This is a genomic window from Citrobacter freundii complex sp. CFNIH4, from assembly GCF_002934505.1.
Lineage (GTDB): Bacteria > Pseudomonadota > Gammaproteobacteria > Enterobacterales > Enterobacteriaceae > Citrobacter > Citrobacter freundii.
The window spans coordinates 2,805,578-2,822,640 of the sequence record NZ_CP026231.1 but is presented as its reverse complement, the minus strand read 5'-3'; the positions used below and the strand labels follow the sequence as shown (position 1 = coordinate 2,822,640).

Annotated in this window: 15 protein-coding genes, 1 tRNA gene and 2 pseudogenes; 10 read left to right on the top strand and 8 right to left on the bottom strand. The window is 50.9% G+C overall.

The annotated features are described in order from the left end of the window. Positions 1-337: 337 nt before the first annotated feature. The 6 genes and pseudogenes from C2U41_RS30155 to C2U41_RS14545 all read right to left on the bottom strand — a co-directional run. A pseudogene (locus tag C2U41_RS30155) lies at positions 338-433 on the bottom strand (replication protein); the annotation flags it as partial. Between the two features lie 3 nt (positions 434-436). After that, positions 437-1,605, bottom strand: a protein-coding gene (locus tag C2U41_RS14565) for an IS3 family transposase (protein WP_100216202.1) whose coding sequence is annotated in 2 segments (ribosomal slippage) — positions 437-1,356 and positions 1,356-1,605 — 1,170 coding nt in all. Because the reading frame shifts where the segments join, the coding sequence is not laid out codon by codon here. Between the two features lie 70 nt (positions 1,606-1,675). Next, positions 1,676-2,103 (bottom strand): annotated as a pseudogene (locus tag C2U41_RS29975) (hypothetical protein); the annotation flags it as partial. Beyond that, positions 2,096-3,382: a tyrosine-type recombinase/integrase gene (locus C2U41_RS14555; RefSeq protein WP_001535474.1), complete on the bottom strand. Its 1,287-nt coding sequence runs from the start codon at positions 3,380-3,382 to the stop codon at positions 2,096-2,098. The gene C2U41_RS14555 and the pseudogene C2U41_RS29975, both read right to left, overlap by 8 nt. 164 nt (positions 3,383-3,546) lie before the next feature. Beyond that, positions 3,547-3,621: transfer RNA gene (locus C2U41_RS14550), tRNA-Arg, on the bottom strand. Between the two features lie 75 nt (positions 3,622-3,696). Next, positions 3,697-4,638, bottom strand: a complete 942-nt coding sequence (locus C2U41_RS14545; RefSeq protein ID WP_003839292.1) for a formate/nitrite transporter family protein — start codon at positions 4,636-4,638, stop codon at positions 3,697-3,699. A gap of 288 nt (positions 4,639-4,926) precedes the next feature. Between C2U41_RS14545 and mlaA the strand changes: the two genes are divergently transcribed. Further along, the gene (gene mlaA / locus C2U41_RS14540; RefSeq protein WP_003028190.1) at positions 4,927-5,682 is read left to right on the top strand and encodes a phospholipid-binding lipoprotein MlaA; all 756 of its coding nucleotides are present in this window, start codon (positions 4,927-4,929) and stop codon (positions 5,680-5,682) included. Positions 5,683-5,741: 59 nt separating this feature from the next. Here the strand turns inward: mlaA and fadL are convergent, their stop codons facing one another. Next, positions 5,742-7,022, bottom strand: coding sequence for a long-chain fatty acid transporter FadL (fadL, locus tag C2U41_RS14535; RefSeq protein WP_103848467.1), 1,281 nt, complete (start codon positions 7,020-7,022; stop codon positions 5,742-5,744). Between the two features lie 371 nt (positions 7,023-7,393). Between fadL and C2U41_RS14525 the strand changes: the two genes are divergently transcribed. The 4 genes from C2U41_RS14525 to sixA all read left to right on the top strand — a co-directional run bounded on the left by C2U41_RS14525 (position 7,394) and on the right by sixA (position 12,007). Next, positions 7,394-7,678, top strand: coding sequence for a YfcZ/YiiS family protein (locus tag C2U41_RS14525; protein WP_003834838.1), 285 nt, complete (start codon positions 7,394-7,396; stop codon positions 7,676-7,678). A 177-nt stretch (positions 7,679-7,855) separates the two neighbouring features. Next, positions 7,856-9,166, top strand: a complete 1,311-nt coding sequence (gene fadI / locus C2U41_RS14520) for an acetyl-CoA C-acyltransferase FadI (protein ID WP_003028183.1) — start codon at positions 7,856-7,858, stop codon at positions 9,164-9,166. After that, a complete protein-coding gene (gene fadJ / locus C2U41_RS14515) occupies positions 9,166-11,313 on the top strand; it encodes a fatty acid oxidation complex subunit alpha FadJ (RefSeq protein ID WP_103848468.1) in 2,148 nt (715 codons plus the stop codon). The genes fadI and fadJ overlap by 1 nt, the downstream gene beginning before the upstream one ends. Positions 11,314-11,521: 208 nt before the next feature. Then, on the top strand, positions 11,522-12,007 hold the full coding sequence (gene sixA, locus C2U41_RS14510; protein ID WP_003028179.1) for a phosphohistidine phosphatase SixA: 486 nt from the start codon (positions 11,522-11,524) through the stop codon (positions 12,005-12,007). An 80-nt stretch (positions 12,008-12,087) separates the two neighbouring features. On the opposite strand, the gene smrB is transcribed toward sixA, so the two are convergent. Continuing rightward, a complete protein-coding gene (gene smrB / locus C2U41_RS14505) occupies positions 12,088-12,639 on the bottom strand; it encodes an endonuclease SmrB (RefSeq protein ID WP_003839296.1) in 552 nt (183 codons plus the stop codon). A gap of 166 nt (positions 12,640-12,805) precedes the next feature. Here smrB and prmB point away from each other — a divergent pair, with 166 nt between their 5' ends. The 5 genes from prmB to C2U41_RS14480 are packed head-to-tail and all read left to right on the top strand — an operon-like array spanning position 12,806 to position 17,048. Next, positions 12,806-13,738 (top strand): 50S ribosomal protein L3 N(5)-glutamine methyltransferase, encoded by a 933-nt coding sequence (prmB, locus tag C2U41_RS14500; RefSeq protein WP_003028173.1) that lies wholly within the window; start codon positions 12,806-12,808, stop codon positions 13,736-13,738. 39 nt (positions 13,739-13,777) lie between these two features. Beyond that, complete coding sequence (gene aroC, locus C2U41_RS14495) at positions 13,778-14,863, top strand: chorismate synthase (protein WP_003028170.1); 1,086 nt, start codon at positions 13,778-13,780, stop codon at positions 14,861-14,863. Between the two features lie 3 nt (positions 14,864-14,866). After that, positions 14,867-15,691 carry a penicillin-insensitive murein endopeptidase gene (gene mepA, locus C2U41_RS14490; RefSeq protein WP_103848469.1) on the top strand — a complete coding sequence of 275 codons (825 nt, stop codon included), beginning with the start codon at positions 14,867-14,869 and terminating at the stop codon, positions 15,689-15,691. Then, positions 15,691-16,500, top strand: coding sequence for a sulfite exporter TauE/SafE family protein (locus C2U41_RS14485; RefSeq protein ID WP_103848470.1), 810 nt, complete (start codon positions 15,691-15,693; stop codon positions 16,498-16,500). Before mepA ends, C2U41_RS14485 begins: the two co-directional genes overlap by 1 nt. Then, entirely contained in the window at positions 16,500-17,048 is a 549-nt protein-coding gene (locus tag C2U41_RS14480; RefSeq protein WP_003834819.1) for an elongation factor P hydroxylase, read from the top strand. The genes C2U41_RS14485 and C2U41_RS14480 overlap by 1 nt, the downstream gene beginning before the upstream one ends. Positions 17,049-17,063: the final 15 nt, after the last annotated feature.

Below are 17,063 nucleotides of genomic sequence, written 5' to 3'. Positions count from 1 at the left end.
ATATATTTTTAATATGTTGCTCACTTCAAACTCACGTCAACTCACTCTTATAGAGTGATTAATTTCTATAAGTACTTTATCTCAAAATTTGATTTTTACGGATGGAAGCCCTTCAAAGAAACGTCATTTTTTTCTAAGACTTTGATCTTTCGTTAACGGTGTTAGTGGGGACTTCGGTCATCGAGCGCGATGCGCTCTTCTGACCGTTTCAATGGATAGGTTCGCCTTCTTGCGCCTCTCGCGGCGCTTGCCGCGCTCCGCGCTTTTGGCGATTGGGCAGGGATATTTCTCTTATTATTGGTCGTTTTTTGCTCTGCCTTGTCACGATCTGTCACTACTAGTAGTAATGGTCATAACCTCCGCTTTCTCTTCTGGCTCTGGATGCTCTCACTCGTGCTTTTCTTAACATCCTTAACAGCGGGTGGGTTTGTAGTGGTCAACTAAAACTGGCCACGGCTTTAGAGTTTTTCCAGTATCGGTTTTCCGATTCGTTTGGGGGCAACCCACCGTTATAGTCATGCGGCCTTAGCGAGCTGTAATACCCGACGATATAGTCTGTGATCGCATGAGCAGCATCGCTAAAGTTTATATAACCTGTCACTGGCACCCACTCGTTTTTCAGACTACGGAAGAAGCGTTCCATCGGGCTGTTGTCCCAACAGTTTCCACGTCGGCTCATACTCTGCCTGATCTGGCAACGCCACAGTAACTGCCGGAACTGCCTGCTTGTATAGTGGCTACCCTGGTCACTGTGGAACATCACTCCGGCTGGTTTACCGCGAGCTTCCCACGCCATTTCCAGCGCTCTGATGGTCAGCTTGCTATCCGGCGAGAATGACATTGCCCAGCCTACTGGTTTCCTTGCGAACAGATCGAGAACAACTGCAAGGTAAGCCCAACGCTTGCCTGTCCAGATGTACGTCACATCGCCGCACCACACCTGGTTAGGTTCTGTCACTGCGAACTGTCGCTCAAGGCGATTCGGGATAGCGATGTGTTCATGACCAACACGTTTATACCGGTGGGTAGGCTGCTGACAACTCACCAGCCCCAGTTCTTTCATGAGCCTGCCAGCAAGCCAGCGTCCCATTCTGAAGCCTCTCAGGGTTGCCATAATGGCGATACTTCTTGCGCCAGCAGAGCCATGGCTGATGTTATGCAGCTCCCGAACCTGGCTGCGTAACACAGCTCGCCAGCCGTCTGGCTTTTCGGCGCTTTTCTCCCAGTATTTGTAGCTACTGCGATGAACCCCGAACACGTGGCAGAGTGTGACCACAGGATACTGCGCTCTGAGTTTCCCGATTAACGAGAATTGTTCAGGGAGTCTGACATCAAGAGCGCGGTAGCCTTTTTTAATATGTCGTTTTCCATTTCAATGCGTTGTAGCTTTTTCTTCAGCTCACGTATTTCAATCTGTTCCGGGGTTATAGGGGAGGCTTTAGGTATTTTGCCCTGTCGTTCATCCCGCAACTGCTTTACCCATCGCGTCATGGTAGAAAGACCCACATCCATAGCACTGGCCGCAGCTGCAACGGTGTAGTTCTGATCAAGGACCAGTTGAGCGGATTCACGTTTAAACTCTGCGCTGAAATTTCTTTTTTTCATTGAGGCACCTGTAATGTTCTGAGGTGAGCATATCACCTCTGTTCAGGTGGCCAAATTCAGTAAACCACTACAGTTCTGGGAAGAAGTTCACAACCTCGGAGCGCTTGAAATAAAACGAATCGTAAGACCCATACCAATCATCCTCATCATCGTGATATAAAAAGTCTTCCCCTTTCCTAACGTTGAAAGTCCCTTCTTCCCCCGGTATCGGGCTCTCCCTGTATTCATGCCCCATAGCCAGAAGACCTAAAAACTCCACACACTGCTTTTCAAAGTCTTCATTAGTTGTAAAACCTGATACCCAATCGAACTGATAAAAGCCCAGCCCCCTAAAGTATCTGGTTTAGCTTTGCTCAATCTGTAGTTACTTAAGATAGCGGCAGCGATCATTCTTTCATTTTCATTGTTTAGTCTTGCCAGTTCGCTGATCAGATTACCAAACCAGATTTTATCTTCTGACTCGTTATAAAACGCATCTAGTCCTGTCATCTTAGTCACGGCGTGTTCTCCTTCCGAACTCGTAAGGGCTTATATGTATTTCTCGATTGGCGTCCAGATAATCTGCCCACCATTGAAGCATTAGTTTGCGCTCTTCTAAGTAATCAGCCTTGTGCTTGTAGGCTCTTTTAACGTCTTTATATTCTTTGTGGCTCATCTGGCGCTCTACTGCGTCCTCCTGCCACAAACCGGACTCCATCAGGGAACTACAGGCTGTGGCACGGAATCCATGTCCAGTTACGTCCTCTTGCGTGTTATAGCCCATTAAGCGTAATGCCTTGTTTACCGTGTTTTCACTCATCACGCCTTTGGTGTTTCTTTCATTCGGAAACACAACATCGTAGCTTCCGCTTAGTTCTCTCAACTGCTTTACAATAGAAACAGCCTGACGGCTAAGAAGCACGATATGTTCGTCTTTTCCCGTTTTTGTGCCACGGGTGGAAAACCTCACACCATCGATAGGCTCTCTTTTTTTAGGGATAATCCACTCAGCCCGATCAAGGTCAAACTCTTTCCAACGGGCAAACCTTAACTCGCTTGAACGAACAAATGTCAACATGGTTAGCTCAATGGCAAGGCGGGTAAGAGGATTACCTTTAAAGCTGCCCAATCGAGTGAAAAAGTCTGGTAAATCTCTGGGATGTAGTGCGGCATGATGCTTAGTTTCATATTGCATTAACCGGACATCGAGATCATTCGTGATGATTTCTGTCTTAATGCCGCTCAGACGGGCGCTATGTATGATGTCCTTAACTCGTTGTTTAAGTCGGTTGGCTGTATCGTGTTTCCCGGCGTCATCTACCTTCTTAAACAAAGGTAAAATTGTCATCGCCTCCAGTTTGCGAATATCCGAAGTGCCAATGTGAGGGAAAATATACATTTCAAGGCTTCTAAGTACGCGTTTTCGGTGGTCTTCGTTCCACATCTGGTGGCTTTCAACCCATTGACGTCCTATTGTCTCAAAAGTGAATGCACCTTTTTCTTCTGCTTTTGCTGCTCTTTGCTCTGCTTTGGGATCTATCCCCTTGACTAACAACTTTTTGGCGTTGTCTCGTTTTTCTCTGGCGTCTTGTAAGCTAATGGTTGGATATACACCAAAAGCAAGTCTGTCTTCTTTCTTATCTGATGGGCGGCGATACTTCATTCGCCAATACTTCGACCCGGTCTGGGATACTTCAAGATAAAGACCACCACCATCAGACAATTTATAAGTTTTGTCTCGTGGCTTAGCTGCTTTGCACTGACGGTCTGTTAATTTGTTGAGGGTATTTCTGGACATGTTGGGGGCACATATACAATCGAACCAGCAATGCCCCTAATTATGCCCCATAGATTTACTTGATTTCAATAGACGGAAATGGACGTCATGAGAATAAAATCTCTTTATTTTTATATGTTTACATGGGATTTATAGACAATGGTAGACGTTGGTGTACAGCGGGATGGTGTCCCCTGCAGGAATCGAACCTGCAACTAGCCCTTAGGAGGGGCTCGTTATATCCATTTAACTAAGGGGACGAAGCGGCACGAGTATAGCGTTTTTTACTCACAACGGTAAGTCTCAGGCCGCCCGACTGCTCAAACAGTCACCATTCAGGCCTGTTTTTTCTGGTTTTTCTGCGTTTGCTCATCACGCTTTGCTTGTAACCGGGCTTCTTCCTTGCGTTTGTTGCTCATATCATTGCGGATCTGCGCATGGCTCATCAGCGCGAAAATAAACGTTCCGCCACAGATATTCCCGGCGAGCGTTGGTAGCGCAAAGGGCCAGAAAAAATCACTCCAGTGCAGCGTGCCATTAAAGACCAGATAGAGAATTTCCACCGAGCCAACGACGATATGTGTGGTATCGCCTAACGCAATCAGCCAGGTCATCAGAATAATGACCACAATTTTTGCCGCTCCGGCGGCGGGGAACATCCACACCATCGTGGCAATTAACCAGCCAGAAATGATGGCGTTGGAAAACATCTCCACAGGAGAGTTTTTCATCACATCCATGCCAATTTTGACGAAAGCATCGCGGGTCTCTTCATCAAAAATCGGCATATGTTCAAACGCCCATGCTGCAACCCCGGTGCCAATAATATTACCCAGTAGTACCACGCTCCACAGGCGCATCAACAGGCCAAAATTGCCGAGGGTAGGGTTTTGCATCACCGGCAGTACGGCGGTGACGGTATTTTCGGTAAAGAGTTGTTGGCGGGCCATAATGACAATAATAAAGCCGAAGGTATAACCGAGGTTCTCGAGTAAAAATCCCCCTGGCACACCTTCCAGCTGTACGTGAAAAATCCCTTTAGCCAGTAGCGAGGCACCCATCGACAGTCCTGCTGCGATGGCTGACCACAGCAGGGCCATTGCGTCGCGCTCCATCTCTTTCTCCCCATCCTGGCGAATATGTTCATGGATCGCCATGGCGCGGGAGGGGAGTCTGTCCTCATCAAGCTCTATCTTTTTCCCTGTTAGTTTTTCATCGCTTTCCACTTCGAGTTCGTCGCTGTGTCGATCAATCTTATCTTTCTTGATGTCATTCATGGCCGAATCCTGAATAAGCACGTATTGCTAAAGCGTAGCGGCTTTTCTCTGAAAATCAGCGGGAGAAAGTCTGAGATAGCAAAAATGGTAACGTTTGTTTTTATCGGGTTAGTTAGAATAGAACCGCCGCGGAGTGCGTATTACCAGGCTATGATCAAATCAGTAAGACAGGGTATATAGACATCATTTGACGTGCTGTTACAATCGCTCACATCTAAACAGGCGGATACGTCATCGTTCCGTCATGGATGGCAATCAGCGATAGCCATAAAACACAGGGAGATACTTATGAAGCTTCGCCTGTCGGCGCTTGCGCTGGGAACCACACTTTTGGTGGGGTGTGCGAGCTCCGGTACTGAACAGCAGGGGCGTTCGGACCCATTTGAAGGGTTCAACCGTACCATGTACAACTTCAACTTTAACGTGTTGGATCCCTATGTTGTTCGACCGGTAGCAGTGGCCTGGCGTGATTATGTTCCGCAGCCGGCGCGTAATGGTTTAAGCAACTTTACGGGGAACCTTGAAGAACCGGCCGTCATGGTCAACTATTTCCTGCAAGGCGATCCTTATCAGGGGATGGTGCACTTTACCCGTTTCTTCCTGAATACCCTGTTAGGTATGGGCGGCTTTATCGATGTGGCAGGTATGGCTAATCCGAAGTTGCAGCGCGTTGAACCACACCGCTTTGGCAGTACGTTAGGCCACTATGACGTGGGTTACGGGCCGTATATGCAGCTTCCGTTCTACGGTAGTTTCACACTGCGTGATGACGGCGGCGATATGGTCGATACCCTGTATCCGGTACTGTCCTGGCTGACCTGGCCGTTGTCGATAGGCAAATGGACGGTTGAAGGGATTGAAACTCGCGCGCAATTGCTCGATTCTGACGGTCTGCTGCGTCAGTCTTCTGATCCTTACATTATGGTGCGTGAAGCTTACTTCCAGCGTCATGACTTTATTGCGAATGGTGGGAAACTCAAACCAGAAGAAAACCCGAACGCGAAAGACATTCAGGACGATTTAAAAGAGATCGATTCTGAGTAAGGAATTGGGCAAATAAAAAGGTGAGCTAAAAAGCTCACCTTTTTTACGTCTGAAGAAAATCAGAATGCGTAGTTGAAGTTTGTACCAAACAGCCAGGCTTTACCTTCAGAATCGAAAGTATACGGGCCTTCTTTAACGGTCACTTTCTGGCCGTGCATATAAGAAACGCCGACGTCAATGGATGCGTCATCATTGAATGCGTAAGTCGTACCCGCACTCAGCCACAGACGATCCTGGTCCGGAATGGAGATGGAACGCTTGCTTGCAGGAACCGGGCTATCGTCATAAGCAATACCGGTACGGAACGTCCAGCTTTTATCCATATAGTAAGTTGTACCCAATGCAATGCGGTAAGAATCTTTGAAGCCTTCTTCTTTATAGAACAGTGTCTGTCCATTGGAACCTGTGGCTTTCAGCTCCTGGAACTGACTCCAGCTGGTATAGGCCATGCTGTAGTGGATAGCCCACTGTGGTGCAATACGGTTATAACCTGACAATTCCCACATTTCAGGCAGGTTAAGTGTCAGAGAACCCGGGACGGTGGCATTGGTCGTTCCCCATGGGAATGTAGTGCCAGCGCCAGGTATGGCGTTCGCCTGGGTACGGATGCCACTCTTATAATCGCCATCAAAATCAATTTTAACTTCAGAACGGTACGTTAAACCATAACGGTTATTTTTATCCAGTTCGTACAAAATCCCGGCGTTCCAGCCGTAGCCCCATTCGTCCCCTTTCAGGCTGGCAATTTTGTTGCTGACCTTCGGTAATGCAGCCGTTTGCTCACCAGAATAACGTTCAATTTTTGCATCAGCATAAACGGCGTTAAAACCGAGACCGAAGCTCCAGCTATCATTCAGACGGTAGGCACTGCTCAGGTTAAGGTTGACCGTTTTAAGGTCGGTCTTACCGCCGTATTCACCAACGATGTAGCTGTCGTTAAATTCGGTAGCCAGACCATAGTTTGAGGTAACGGAAGCACCCCAACCAAACTGTTCGTTGATAGGCATCACGAAGTGAGCATTGGGAACCCACGCCGTAGGCGCGATGTTGTCCGCATCAGTGCTGCGTCCGGTGTATGGCGATTTACCGGAAATATTAACGTCTGGATCGATATACACCGCACCTGCTGAGAAAGTAGGGCGATCGAACATCATAATCAGTGCCGGGTTACGACTGGCGTTTCCTGCATCATCCGCAATTGCGCCTTCACCCGAATATGCCCGGCCAAGGCCAGAGGAAGAAAATTCGTTTAACTGAAAGCCTGCAGACCAGGCCTGTGTGGAGATAATTGCCACTGCGACTGCGAGAGCAGACTTTGTAAACAGGGTTTTCTGGCTCATGACCATAACCTCATAGATTTATTTTTATACAAACAATGTTACATACCGTAACAGGAGCGCGAAGTGTAGGGTCTGAGGTACGACTTAGAAATCAGACCAGTGGCGTGAGTATAGGTCGGACCAGCTGGAATGTTGCAAGTATGTTTATAAATATTTTCAAATTTGATCAGAGAAACGCGATCCAGCTGGCAAAATTGCGGAGGTGCGCACTCACCTGTTTGGGCGATTTTTGTTTTAGATCATTTTTAAGTGTGATTTCGGTCACTTATCGCATTTCGTACAATTAACGACTGGAGAGGCGAATAATGGGAGCGTAAAATATCCCCATCGTTTATCTGGCACCTCAGGTGCGAATACAGAGGAAATCTACAATGAGTAAATGCAGTGCTGATGAAACCCCGGTTTGCTGCTGTATGGATGTTGGCACCATCATGGACAACTCCGATTGCACCGCGTCCTACAGCCGTGTGTTCGCGAATCGCGCAGAGGCAGAAGAAACACTGGCCGCTCTGACTGAAAAGGCACGTGGCGTGGAATCTGAGCCTTGCCAAATCACTTCGACCTTTACTGAAGAGTCAGAAGGTGTGCGTCTGGATATCGACTTTGTTTTTGCCTGTGAAGCTGAAACGCTGATTTTCCAGCTGGGCCTGCGTTAATCCCCCTCTGCAAAAGCCCTTGCTATCTGATAGCAAGGGCTTTTTCGTAACTGTCAGTGATTATTCACTGTGTCTTAGCTCCCACTTTCTTTTCTCCCCGCTTGGCTAAATGTAAAAAATTGGTTAAGACTATGATCAGGTCAGACCACTTATTTTATTTTTTTACAGGGGAGTGTTATGAGTCAGGCTTTACCGCTGGTTACCCGCCAGGGCGACCGTATTGCCATTGTAAGTGGATTACGTACGCCATTTGCTCGTCAGGCTACCGCGTTTCATGGCATTCCCGCCGTTGATTTAGGAAAGATGGTCGTCGGTGAGCTGCTGGCGCGCAGCGAAATTCCTGCCGATGTGATCGAGCAACTGGTTTTTGGCCAGGTGGTGCAAATGCCTGAAGCACCAAATATTGCTCGTGAAATTGTGCTGGGAACCGGCATGAATGTACATACCGATGCATACAGCGTGAGCAGGGCCTGCGCGACCAGTTTCCAGGCGGTGGCGAATGTCGCGGAAAGCCTGATGGCGGGGTCTATTCGTGCTGGAATTGCGGGTGGTGCGGACTCCTCGTCAGTCTTGCCTATTGGCGTTAGTAAAAAGCTGGCGCGGGTGCTGGTGGATGTCAATAAGGCCCGGACAACCGGTCAACGCCTTAAACTCTTTTCCCGATTGCGCTTACGTGACCTGATGCCTGTGCCGCCGGCCGTCGCAGAGTATTCCACCGGTTTGCGTATGGGGGATACGGCTGAGCAAATGGCCAAAACCTATGGTATTACCCGAGAGCAGCAGGATGCTCTGGCGCACCGCTCTCATCAGCGTGCCGCTCAGGCATGGGCTGAAGGAAAGCTGGCTGATGAGGTAATGACTACCTACGCGCCACCGTTTAAAGATCCTTTTTCAGAAGATAACAACATTCGCGGTAACTCTACGCTGGCCGATTACGCCAAACTACGTCCGGCGTTTGACCGTAAGCACGGCACCGTCACCGCGGCAAACAGTACCCCGCTAACGGACGGCGCAGCCGCCGTGATCATGATGACGGAGTCGCGTGCGAAAGAGTTGGGGCTGGTGCCGCTGGGGTACTTGCGTAGTTTTGCTTTTACCGCCATCGATGTCTGGCAGGACATGCTGCTGGGACCGGCGTGGTCAACACCGCTTGCCCTGGAGAGAGCCGGTCTGACGATGGCAGATTTAACCCTGATCGATATGCATGAAGCCTTTGCCGCGCAAACGCTGGCGAATCTTCAGCTGTTGGGTAGCGAACGTTTTGCCCGCGACGTGCTGGGCAGGGGGCATGCCACTGGCGAGGTTGATGACAGTAAATTTAACGTGCTGGGTGGATCGATTGCCTATGGACACCCCTTTGCTGCCACCGGTGCGCGCATGATCACTCAAACCCTCCATGAGCTGCGTCGTCGTGGCGGCGGTTTTGGTTTAGTGACAGCCTGTGCAGCTGGTGGTCTGGGTGCGGCAATGGTTCTGGAGGCGGAATAATGGAAATGACATCGGCTTTTACACTAAACGTACGTCTGGATAACGTTGCTGTTGTCACCATTGATGTGCCCGGAGAGAAAATGAACACCCTGAAAGCAGAGTTTGCTTCTCAGGTGCGGGCCATTCTGAAACAAATCCGCGACAACAAAGCATTGCGTGGTGTGGTGTTTATTTCGGCTAAACCCGATAACTTCATTGCCGGGGCGGATATCAACATGATTGGTAGCTGTCGCAGCGCGCAGGAAGCCGAAACGCTGGCCCGTCAGGGGCAGCAGATGATGGCGGAAATTAATGCTTTACCGATCCCGGTTATCGCCGCGATTCATGGTGCATGCCTCGGCGGTGGCCTGGAGATGGCGCTGGCGTGCCACAACCGTATTTGTACCGATGATGCTAAAACCGTACTGGGTTTACCGGAAGTACAACTTGGCTTGTTGCCCGGCTCCGGTGGTACGCAGCGGCTGCCGCGCCTGATTGGCGTCAGTACCGCACTGGATATGATCCTCACCGGAAAACAATTACGCGCAAAACAGGCGCTGAAAGTTGGTTTAGTGGATGAAGTTGTACCGCATTCCATTTTGCTGGAAGCGGCCGTTGAACTGGCTAAAAAGGACAGTTCTGCGCAACGAACACTGCCCGTAAGAGAGCGAGTGTTGGCGGGGCCGCTGGGGCGGGCGCTGTTGTTCCGCATGGCCAGTAAAAAGACGGCGCAAAAAACGCAAGGTAACTACCCTGCAACAGAACGTATCCTTGAGGTCATCGAAACCGGGCTAGCGCAAGGCAGCAGTAGTGGTTACGACGCGGAGGCCCGCGCGTTTGGTGAGCTGGCGATGACATCCCAGTCTCAGGCGCTACGGCACATCTTTTTTGCCAACACCGACGTGAAAAAGGATCCGGGAAGTGATGCGAAACCTGGCCCGCTAAACAGTGTAGGTGTTTTGGGCGGCGGTCTGATGGGCGGCGGTATTGCCTACGTGACGGCCTGTAAAGGTGGCTTGCCTGTGCGCATCAAAGATATAAACGTTAAGGGAATCAACCATGCGCTGAAGTATAGCTGGGATCAGCTTGAAACGAAGGTTCGTCGCCGTCATATCAAAGCCAGCGAACGCGATAAACAACTGGCGCTGATTTCGGGATCGATCGACTACCGTGGCTTTGCGCATCGCGATTTGATTATTGAAGCCGTGTTTGAAGATCTGTCGCTAAAACAACGGATGGTGGCAGAAGTTGAGCAAAATTGCGCACCTCATACCGTTTTTGCTTCTAACACCTCATCTTTGCCCATTGGCGATATTGCTGCGAATGCTACCAGGCCTGAACAAGTGATTGGTTTACACTTTTTTAGTCCGGTGGAAAAAATGCCGTTGGTCGAAGTGATCCCACATGCCACGACCTCCGAGCAGACGATTGCAACTACCGTTAAGTTAGCGAAAAAACAGGGCAAAACGCCGATAGTGGTCAGAGATAAGGCCGGCTTTTACGTTAACCGCATTTTAGCGCCTTACATTAACGAAGCGATTCGTATGTTGACCGAGGGCGAGCGGGTCGAAACCATAGACGCCGCGCTGGTTAAGTTTGGTTTTCCAGTTGGGCCAATCCAACTTTTGGATGAGGTCGGAATTGATACGGGCACTAAAATTATACCAGTGCTTGAGGCTGCATATGGAGAACGTTTTAGCGCGCCTGCAAATGTTGTTGCTTCAATTTTGAATGACGATCGCAAAGGTAGAAAAAATGGTCGGGGTTTCTATCTTTATGGTGTGAAAGGGCGTAAAAGCAAAAAACAGGTCGACCCTGCAATTTATACGCTTATTGGCGTTCAGGGTCAGGGCCGACTTACCGCTGCACAGGTAGCAGAGCGGTGCGTCATGTTAATGCTCAATGAAGCTGCTCGTTGTTTCGACGAGAAGATAGTCCGTAGCGCACGTGATGGCGACATCGGCGCTGTATTTGGTATTGGTTTTCCGCCATTCCTCGGCGGCCCGTTCCGGTATATGGATTCACTTGGCGCGGGAGAAGTGGTTGCGACTCTGCAACGGCTGACCACGCAATACGGCTCGCGGTTTGCGCCGTGTGAACAGTTATTGCAGATGGCGGCACACAGTGAAAAATTCTGGAATATTGGGGAAACTGACCTGAATTCATGAGGTCAAAGGTAGGATGAATCCGCACTGAATGTATGGCTCGCGCTCAAAATGTAAACAGAGATTGACTATACTTACGCCGTTGAGGTAAAAAACAGCGTTTCATTCGGTGAATGGATAAGGCACAATGCCGGCCACCATATCGTTAGCACGGCCAATAGGGGCTGTGAATAAAGGTATTGGTGATTCTGGTTAACAAAAGCGGTGCAATATGCAAGTTTTTATCATGCGTCACGGCGACGCGGCCCTCGATGCCGCCAGTGATTCGGTTCGTCCCTTAACTTCCTGTGGTTGTGACGAATCTCGCCTGATGGCGAACTGGCTGAAAGGTCAAAAAGTGGATATCGAACGTGTTCTGGTGAGCCCGTTCCTACGAGCCGAACAAACGCTGGATGTGGTGGGGGAGTGTATGAACCTGCCAACCGGTGTGGATGTTTTGCCGGAGTTGACTCCTTGCGGCGATGTCGGTCTGGTCAGTGCCTATTTACAGGCTCTGGCCAATGAAGGTATCGCCACGGCACTGGTTATCTCTCACTTGCCTTTAGTGGGGTATCTGGTGTCTGAGCTTTGCCCAGGTGAAACACCGCCGATGTTTACCACATCAGCGATTGCCAGCGTAACGCTTGATGAGAGCGGGAAGGGGACTTTTAACTGGCAGATGAGCCCGTGTAACCTGAAAATGGCAAAAGCGATTTAAAAAGGTTGGTATCGGATAAGGCGCAGCCGTCATCCGAAAATGCAAAGAGCCGCAAACGCGGCTCTTTCTGTTTTTCTGCATCACGGAAGTTCGGGCGGTAGCCACTCTTCTACTTCAATTAGCACCAGCAGCGCGGCGTCGCCACCGTACTCTTTCGGTGCCTGATGAAAAGCCATCACGTGCGGATGCTGGGCCAGCCAAAGCGGCGTTTGCTGTTTCAAAATATGTTTTCCGTGGCCATGCATCACGCAGGCGCAAAATACATGCTCACGACGACAGGCGGCAATCAGCGCGCCTAACTCTTGTTTGGCCTGCTGCTGGGTCAGCCCATGCAGATCGAGAAACAGCTCCGGAGAGTAATCGCCACGGCGCATTTTCTTCAGTTCGAAATGGCTGACGTCGGCACGCAGGTATCTTACCGGGCCGTCCGTATTCAGCAGCGGCTGAAACTCATCCGAGAAATAGTGGCTGGCATCAGCCTGCTCCTGTAGCAGTCTTTTAACCGGAACCTCGGCAATTTTTTTACGTGGAGGTCGGTGAACAATGGTGTCCTGTTTAATTTTACGCGTGCCGGTCATCAGCTGGCGAAACAGCGTCTGATCCTCCTCGCTGAGCGATGTTTTCTTTTTCATTCGAGAGTCTCAACTTTTATTTTCCATTAGTTTAACCCGACTCGGCGGGCATCCGATCGCTTAAAACGCAATTTTCGCGCTCAGGCCCTGTGTGAATGCTGATTTATCGCCGTCTTCGTGGCAAACTAGCCGCCGAAATTAATACGAGCATGCCCTGGAGGAATACGTGGATAAAATTTTCGTCGATGAAGCAGTGAGTGAACTGCATACCATTCAGGACATGTTGCGTTGGGCGGTCAGCCGTTTTAGCGCGGCGAACATCTGGTATGGCCATGGCACGGATAACCCATGGGACGAGGCCGTACAACTGGTGCTGCCGTCACTTTATTTGCCGTTGGATATTCCGGAAGACATGCGTACAGCGCGTCTGACCTCCAGCGAGCGTCATCGTATTGTTGAACGCGTGATTCGCCGCGTCAACGAGCGCATTCCGGTTGCTTATCTGACCAACAAAGCCTGGTTCTGCGGGCATGAGTTTTATGTTGATGAACGCGTGCTGGTTCCGCGTTCACCGATTGGCGAGCTTATCAATAACCGCTTTGCGGGCCTTATTAATGAGCAGCCGCAGCATATCCTCGATATGTGTACCGGCAGCGGTTGTATTGCCATTGCCTGCGCGTATGCCTTCCCGGAAGCCGAAGTTGATGCGGTGGATATCTCCACTGACGCGCTGGCGGTGACCGAACACAATATTGAAGAACACGGCCTGATCCATCACGTCACGCCGATCCGTTCCGATCTGTTCCGCGATCTGCTGAAAGTCCAGTATGACCTGATTGTGACCAACCCGCCGTATGTCGATGCGGAAGATATGTCCGATCTGCCAAACGAATATCGTCACGAACCTGAGCTGGGTCTGGCGTCCGGCAGTGATGGGCTGAAACTTACCCGCCGCATTCTGGGGAACGCCCCAGACTACCTGTCAGATAACGGTATTCTGATTTGTGAAGTCGGAAACAGCATGGTACATCTGATAGAGCAATATCCGGATGTACCGTTCACCTGGCTGGAGTTCGACAACGGCGGTGACGGCGTATTCATGCTGACCAAAGAGCAGTTAGTTGCTGCTCGTGAGCACTTCAGCATTTATAAAGACTAATTACACGCGCACATACACAACACTCATAACGGAGCCGTGATGGCAGGAAACACAATTGGGCAACTCTTTCGCGTAACCACTTTCGGCGAATCACACGGGCTGGCGCTCGGTTGTATTGTCGATGGTGTTCCGCCGGGCATTTCTCTGACAGAAGCTGACCTGCAGCACGATCTCGACAGACGGCGTCCAGGCACATCGCGCTACACTACGCAGCGTCGTGAGCCGGATCAGGTGAAAATCCTCTCCGGGGTGTTCGAGGGCGTTACCACTGGCACCAGCATTGGCCTGCTGATCGAAAATACCGATCAGCGTTCACAGGATTACGGCGCGATTAAGGACGTTTTTCGTCCAGGACACGCCGACTATACCTATGAGCAGAAATATGGCCTGCGCGACTACCGTGGTGGCGGGCGTTCGTCCGCACGTGAAACAGCGATGCGCGTGGCGGCCGGAGCGATTGCCAAAAAATATCTGGCGGAAAAGTTCGGCGTTGAGATTCGCGGTTGCCTGACGCAGATGGGTGATATTCCTTTGGAGATCAAAGACTGGTCCCAGGTGGAACTTAACCCGTTCTTTTGTCCGGACCCGGATAAACTCGAAGCGCTGGACGAACTGATGCGCGGGCTGAAGAAAGAGGGCGACTCCATCGGGGCGAAGGTGACCGTTGTTGCAAGCGGTGTGCCTGCGGGTCTTGGCGAACCTGTATTCGACCGCCTGGATGCCGACATCGCCCATGCGCTGATGAGCATTAACGCCGTTAAGGGCGTTGAGATTGGCGACGGATTTGACGTTGTTGCGCTGCGTGGCAGCCAGAACCGAGATGAAATCACCAAAGAAGGTTTCCAGAGTAACCATGCGGGCGGCATTCTGGGTGGGATCAGCAGCGGGCAACAAATCATTGCTCATATGGCGCTGAAACCGACGTCCAGTATTACCGTTCCAGGGCGCACCATTAACCGCTTTGGTGAAGAAGTCGAAATGATCACTAAAGGTCGTCACGATCCGTGCGTTGGGATCCGCGCCGTACCGATCGCCGAGGCGATGCTGGCGATCGTATTGATGGATCACCTGCTGCGTCAGCGGGCGCAAAATGCGGACGTGAAGACCGATATTCCACGCTGGTAAGAGATGAAAAAAACGGCACTTGCGGCGCTGGCTCTGTTTGCCAGTACCGCCTGTCTGGCGGCGACGCCCTGGCAGAAAATTACCCATCCGGTTGCGGGCAGCGCGCAGTCTATCGGCGCGTTTTCCAATGGCTGTATTGTTGGCGCAGATACGCTGCCTGTACAGTCAGAACATTATCAGGTGATGCGCACCGATCAGCGTCGTTACTTTGGCCATCCGGATCTGGTGAGGTTTATCCAGCGTCTGAGTAATCAGGCTAATAGTCAGGGGCTAGGCACGGTGTTAATCGGCGATATGGGTATGCCGGCCGGTGGGCGATTCAATGGCGGTCACGCCAGCCACCAGACGGGACTGGATGTGGATATTTTCCTGCAACTGCCGAAAACGCGCTGGACCCAGTCGCAACTGCTGCGGCCGCAGGCGTTAGATCTGGTCTCACAGGACGGCAAACGTGTTGTGCCATCACTGTGGAAAACGGAGATTTTTAGCCTGGTAAGGCTGGCTGCAAAAGATAATGAAGTAACGCGTATTTTCGTGAATCCGGCGATTAAGCAACAACTTTGTCTGGATGCAGGGACCGACAGGGACTGGTTGCGTAAAGTGCGGCCATGGTTCCAGCATCGTGCGCATATGCACGTGCGGTTACGTTGCCCTGCCGACAGCCTTGAGTGCGAAGATCAACCGTTACCGCCACCGGGTGACGGCTGTGGCGCAGAGCTGCAAAGCTGGTTCGAACCTCCAAAACCTGGAACCACCAAGCCTGAGAAGAAGACACCGCCGCCGTTGCCGCCTTCCTGCCAGGCGCTACTGGACGAGCATGTACTCTAATGGATCATTTTGCCTCTCTGTTTATGGTGTCGCCACTGCTGTTAGGTGTGCTTTTTTTTGTGGCGATGCTGGCAGGTTTTATTGATTCTCTGGCCGGAGGCGGTGGTCTACTCACCATCCCGGCATTGATGGCGGCCGGGATGCCACCAGCGCAAGCGCTGGCGACCAATAAGTTGCAAGCCTGCGGGGGATCTATCTCTTCCTCCCTCTATTTTATTCGTCGTGGCGCGGTTAATCTGGCGGATCAGAAGCTCAATATCTTCATGACGTTTGTCGGATCAATGAGCGGGGCGCTATTGGTTCAGCACGTGCAGTCAGATGTTCTGCGCCAGATCCTGCCGGTTCTGGTTATCTGTATTGGCCTTTACTTTCTGTTGATGCCGAAAGTGGGGGAAGAGGACCGACAGCGTCGATTGCACGGTTTACCTTTCGCGCTGGTGGCGGGAGGCTGCGTCGGTTTTTACGATGGCTTTTTTGGTCCGGCGGCAGGGTCGTTCTACGCGCTGGCCTTTGTCATGCTGTGCGGATACAACCTGGCGAAATCGACGGCCCACGCCAAAGTATTAAATGCCACATCGAATATCGGTGGGTTGTTGTTGTTTGCCCTCGGCGGCAAAGTGATTTGGGCGACAGGTTTTGTGATGCTCATTGGCCAGTTTATTGGCGCACGGATGGGCTCTCGACTGGTGCTCAGCAAAGGACAAAAACTCATTCGGCCAATGATCGTTATTGTCTCCGCCGTGATGAGCGCCAAGCTACTTTATGATAATCATGGACAGGAGATTCTCCACTGGCTGGGGATGAATTAATGAATAATACGCACCACTACGAACAGTTAATTGAGATTTTTAACGGCTGCTTTGCCGATGAATTTAATACCCGTCTGATTAAAGGCGACGACGAACCGATCTATCTTCCTGCGGATGCGGAATTACCGTATCACCGTATCGTTTTTGCGCATGGTTATTACGCCAGTGCGTTACACGAAATTTCACACTGGTGCATCGCCGGTAAAGCTCGTCGTGAGCTGGTCGATTTTGGTTACTGGTACTGCCCGGACGGACGCGACGCGAAGACACAATGCCAGTTTGAAGATGTGGAAGTGAAGCCGCAGGCGTTTGACTGGTTGTTTTGCATGGCGGCGGGGTACCCGTTTAACGTCAGTTGCGACAACCTCGAAGGGGACTTTGAACCGGACCGCGTGGTATTCCAGCGCCGTGTTCATGCTCAGGTAATGGAGTACCTGGAAAAGGGGATCCCTGAACGTCCGGCGCGTTTTATTAACGCGTTACAGAATTATTATCACACGCCTGAACTTACGGCGGAACAATTCCCGTGGCCCGAAGCGCTCAACTGAAGCCGCTGCCACGTT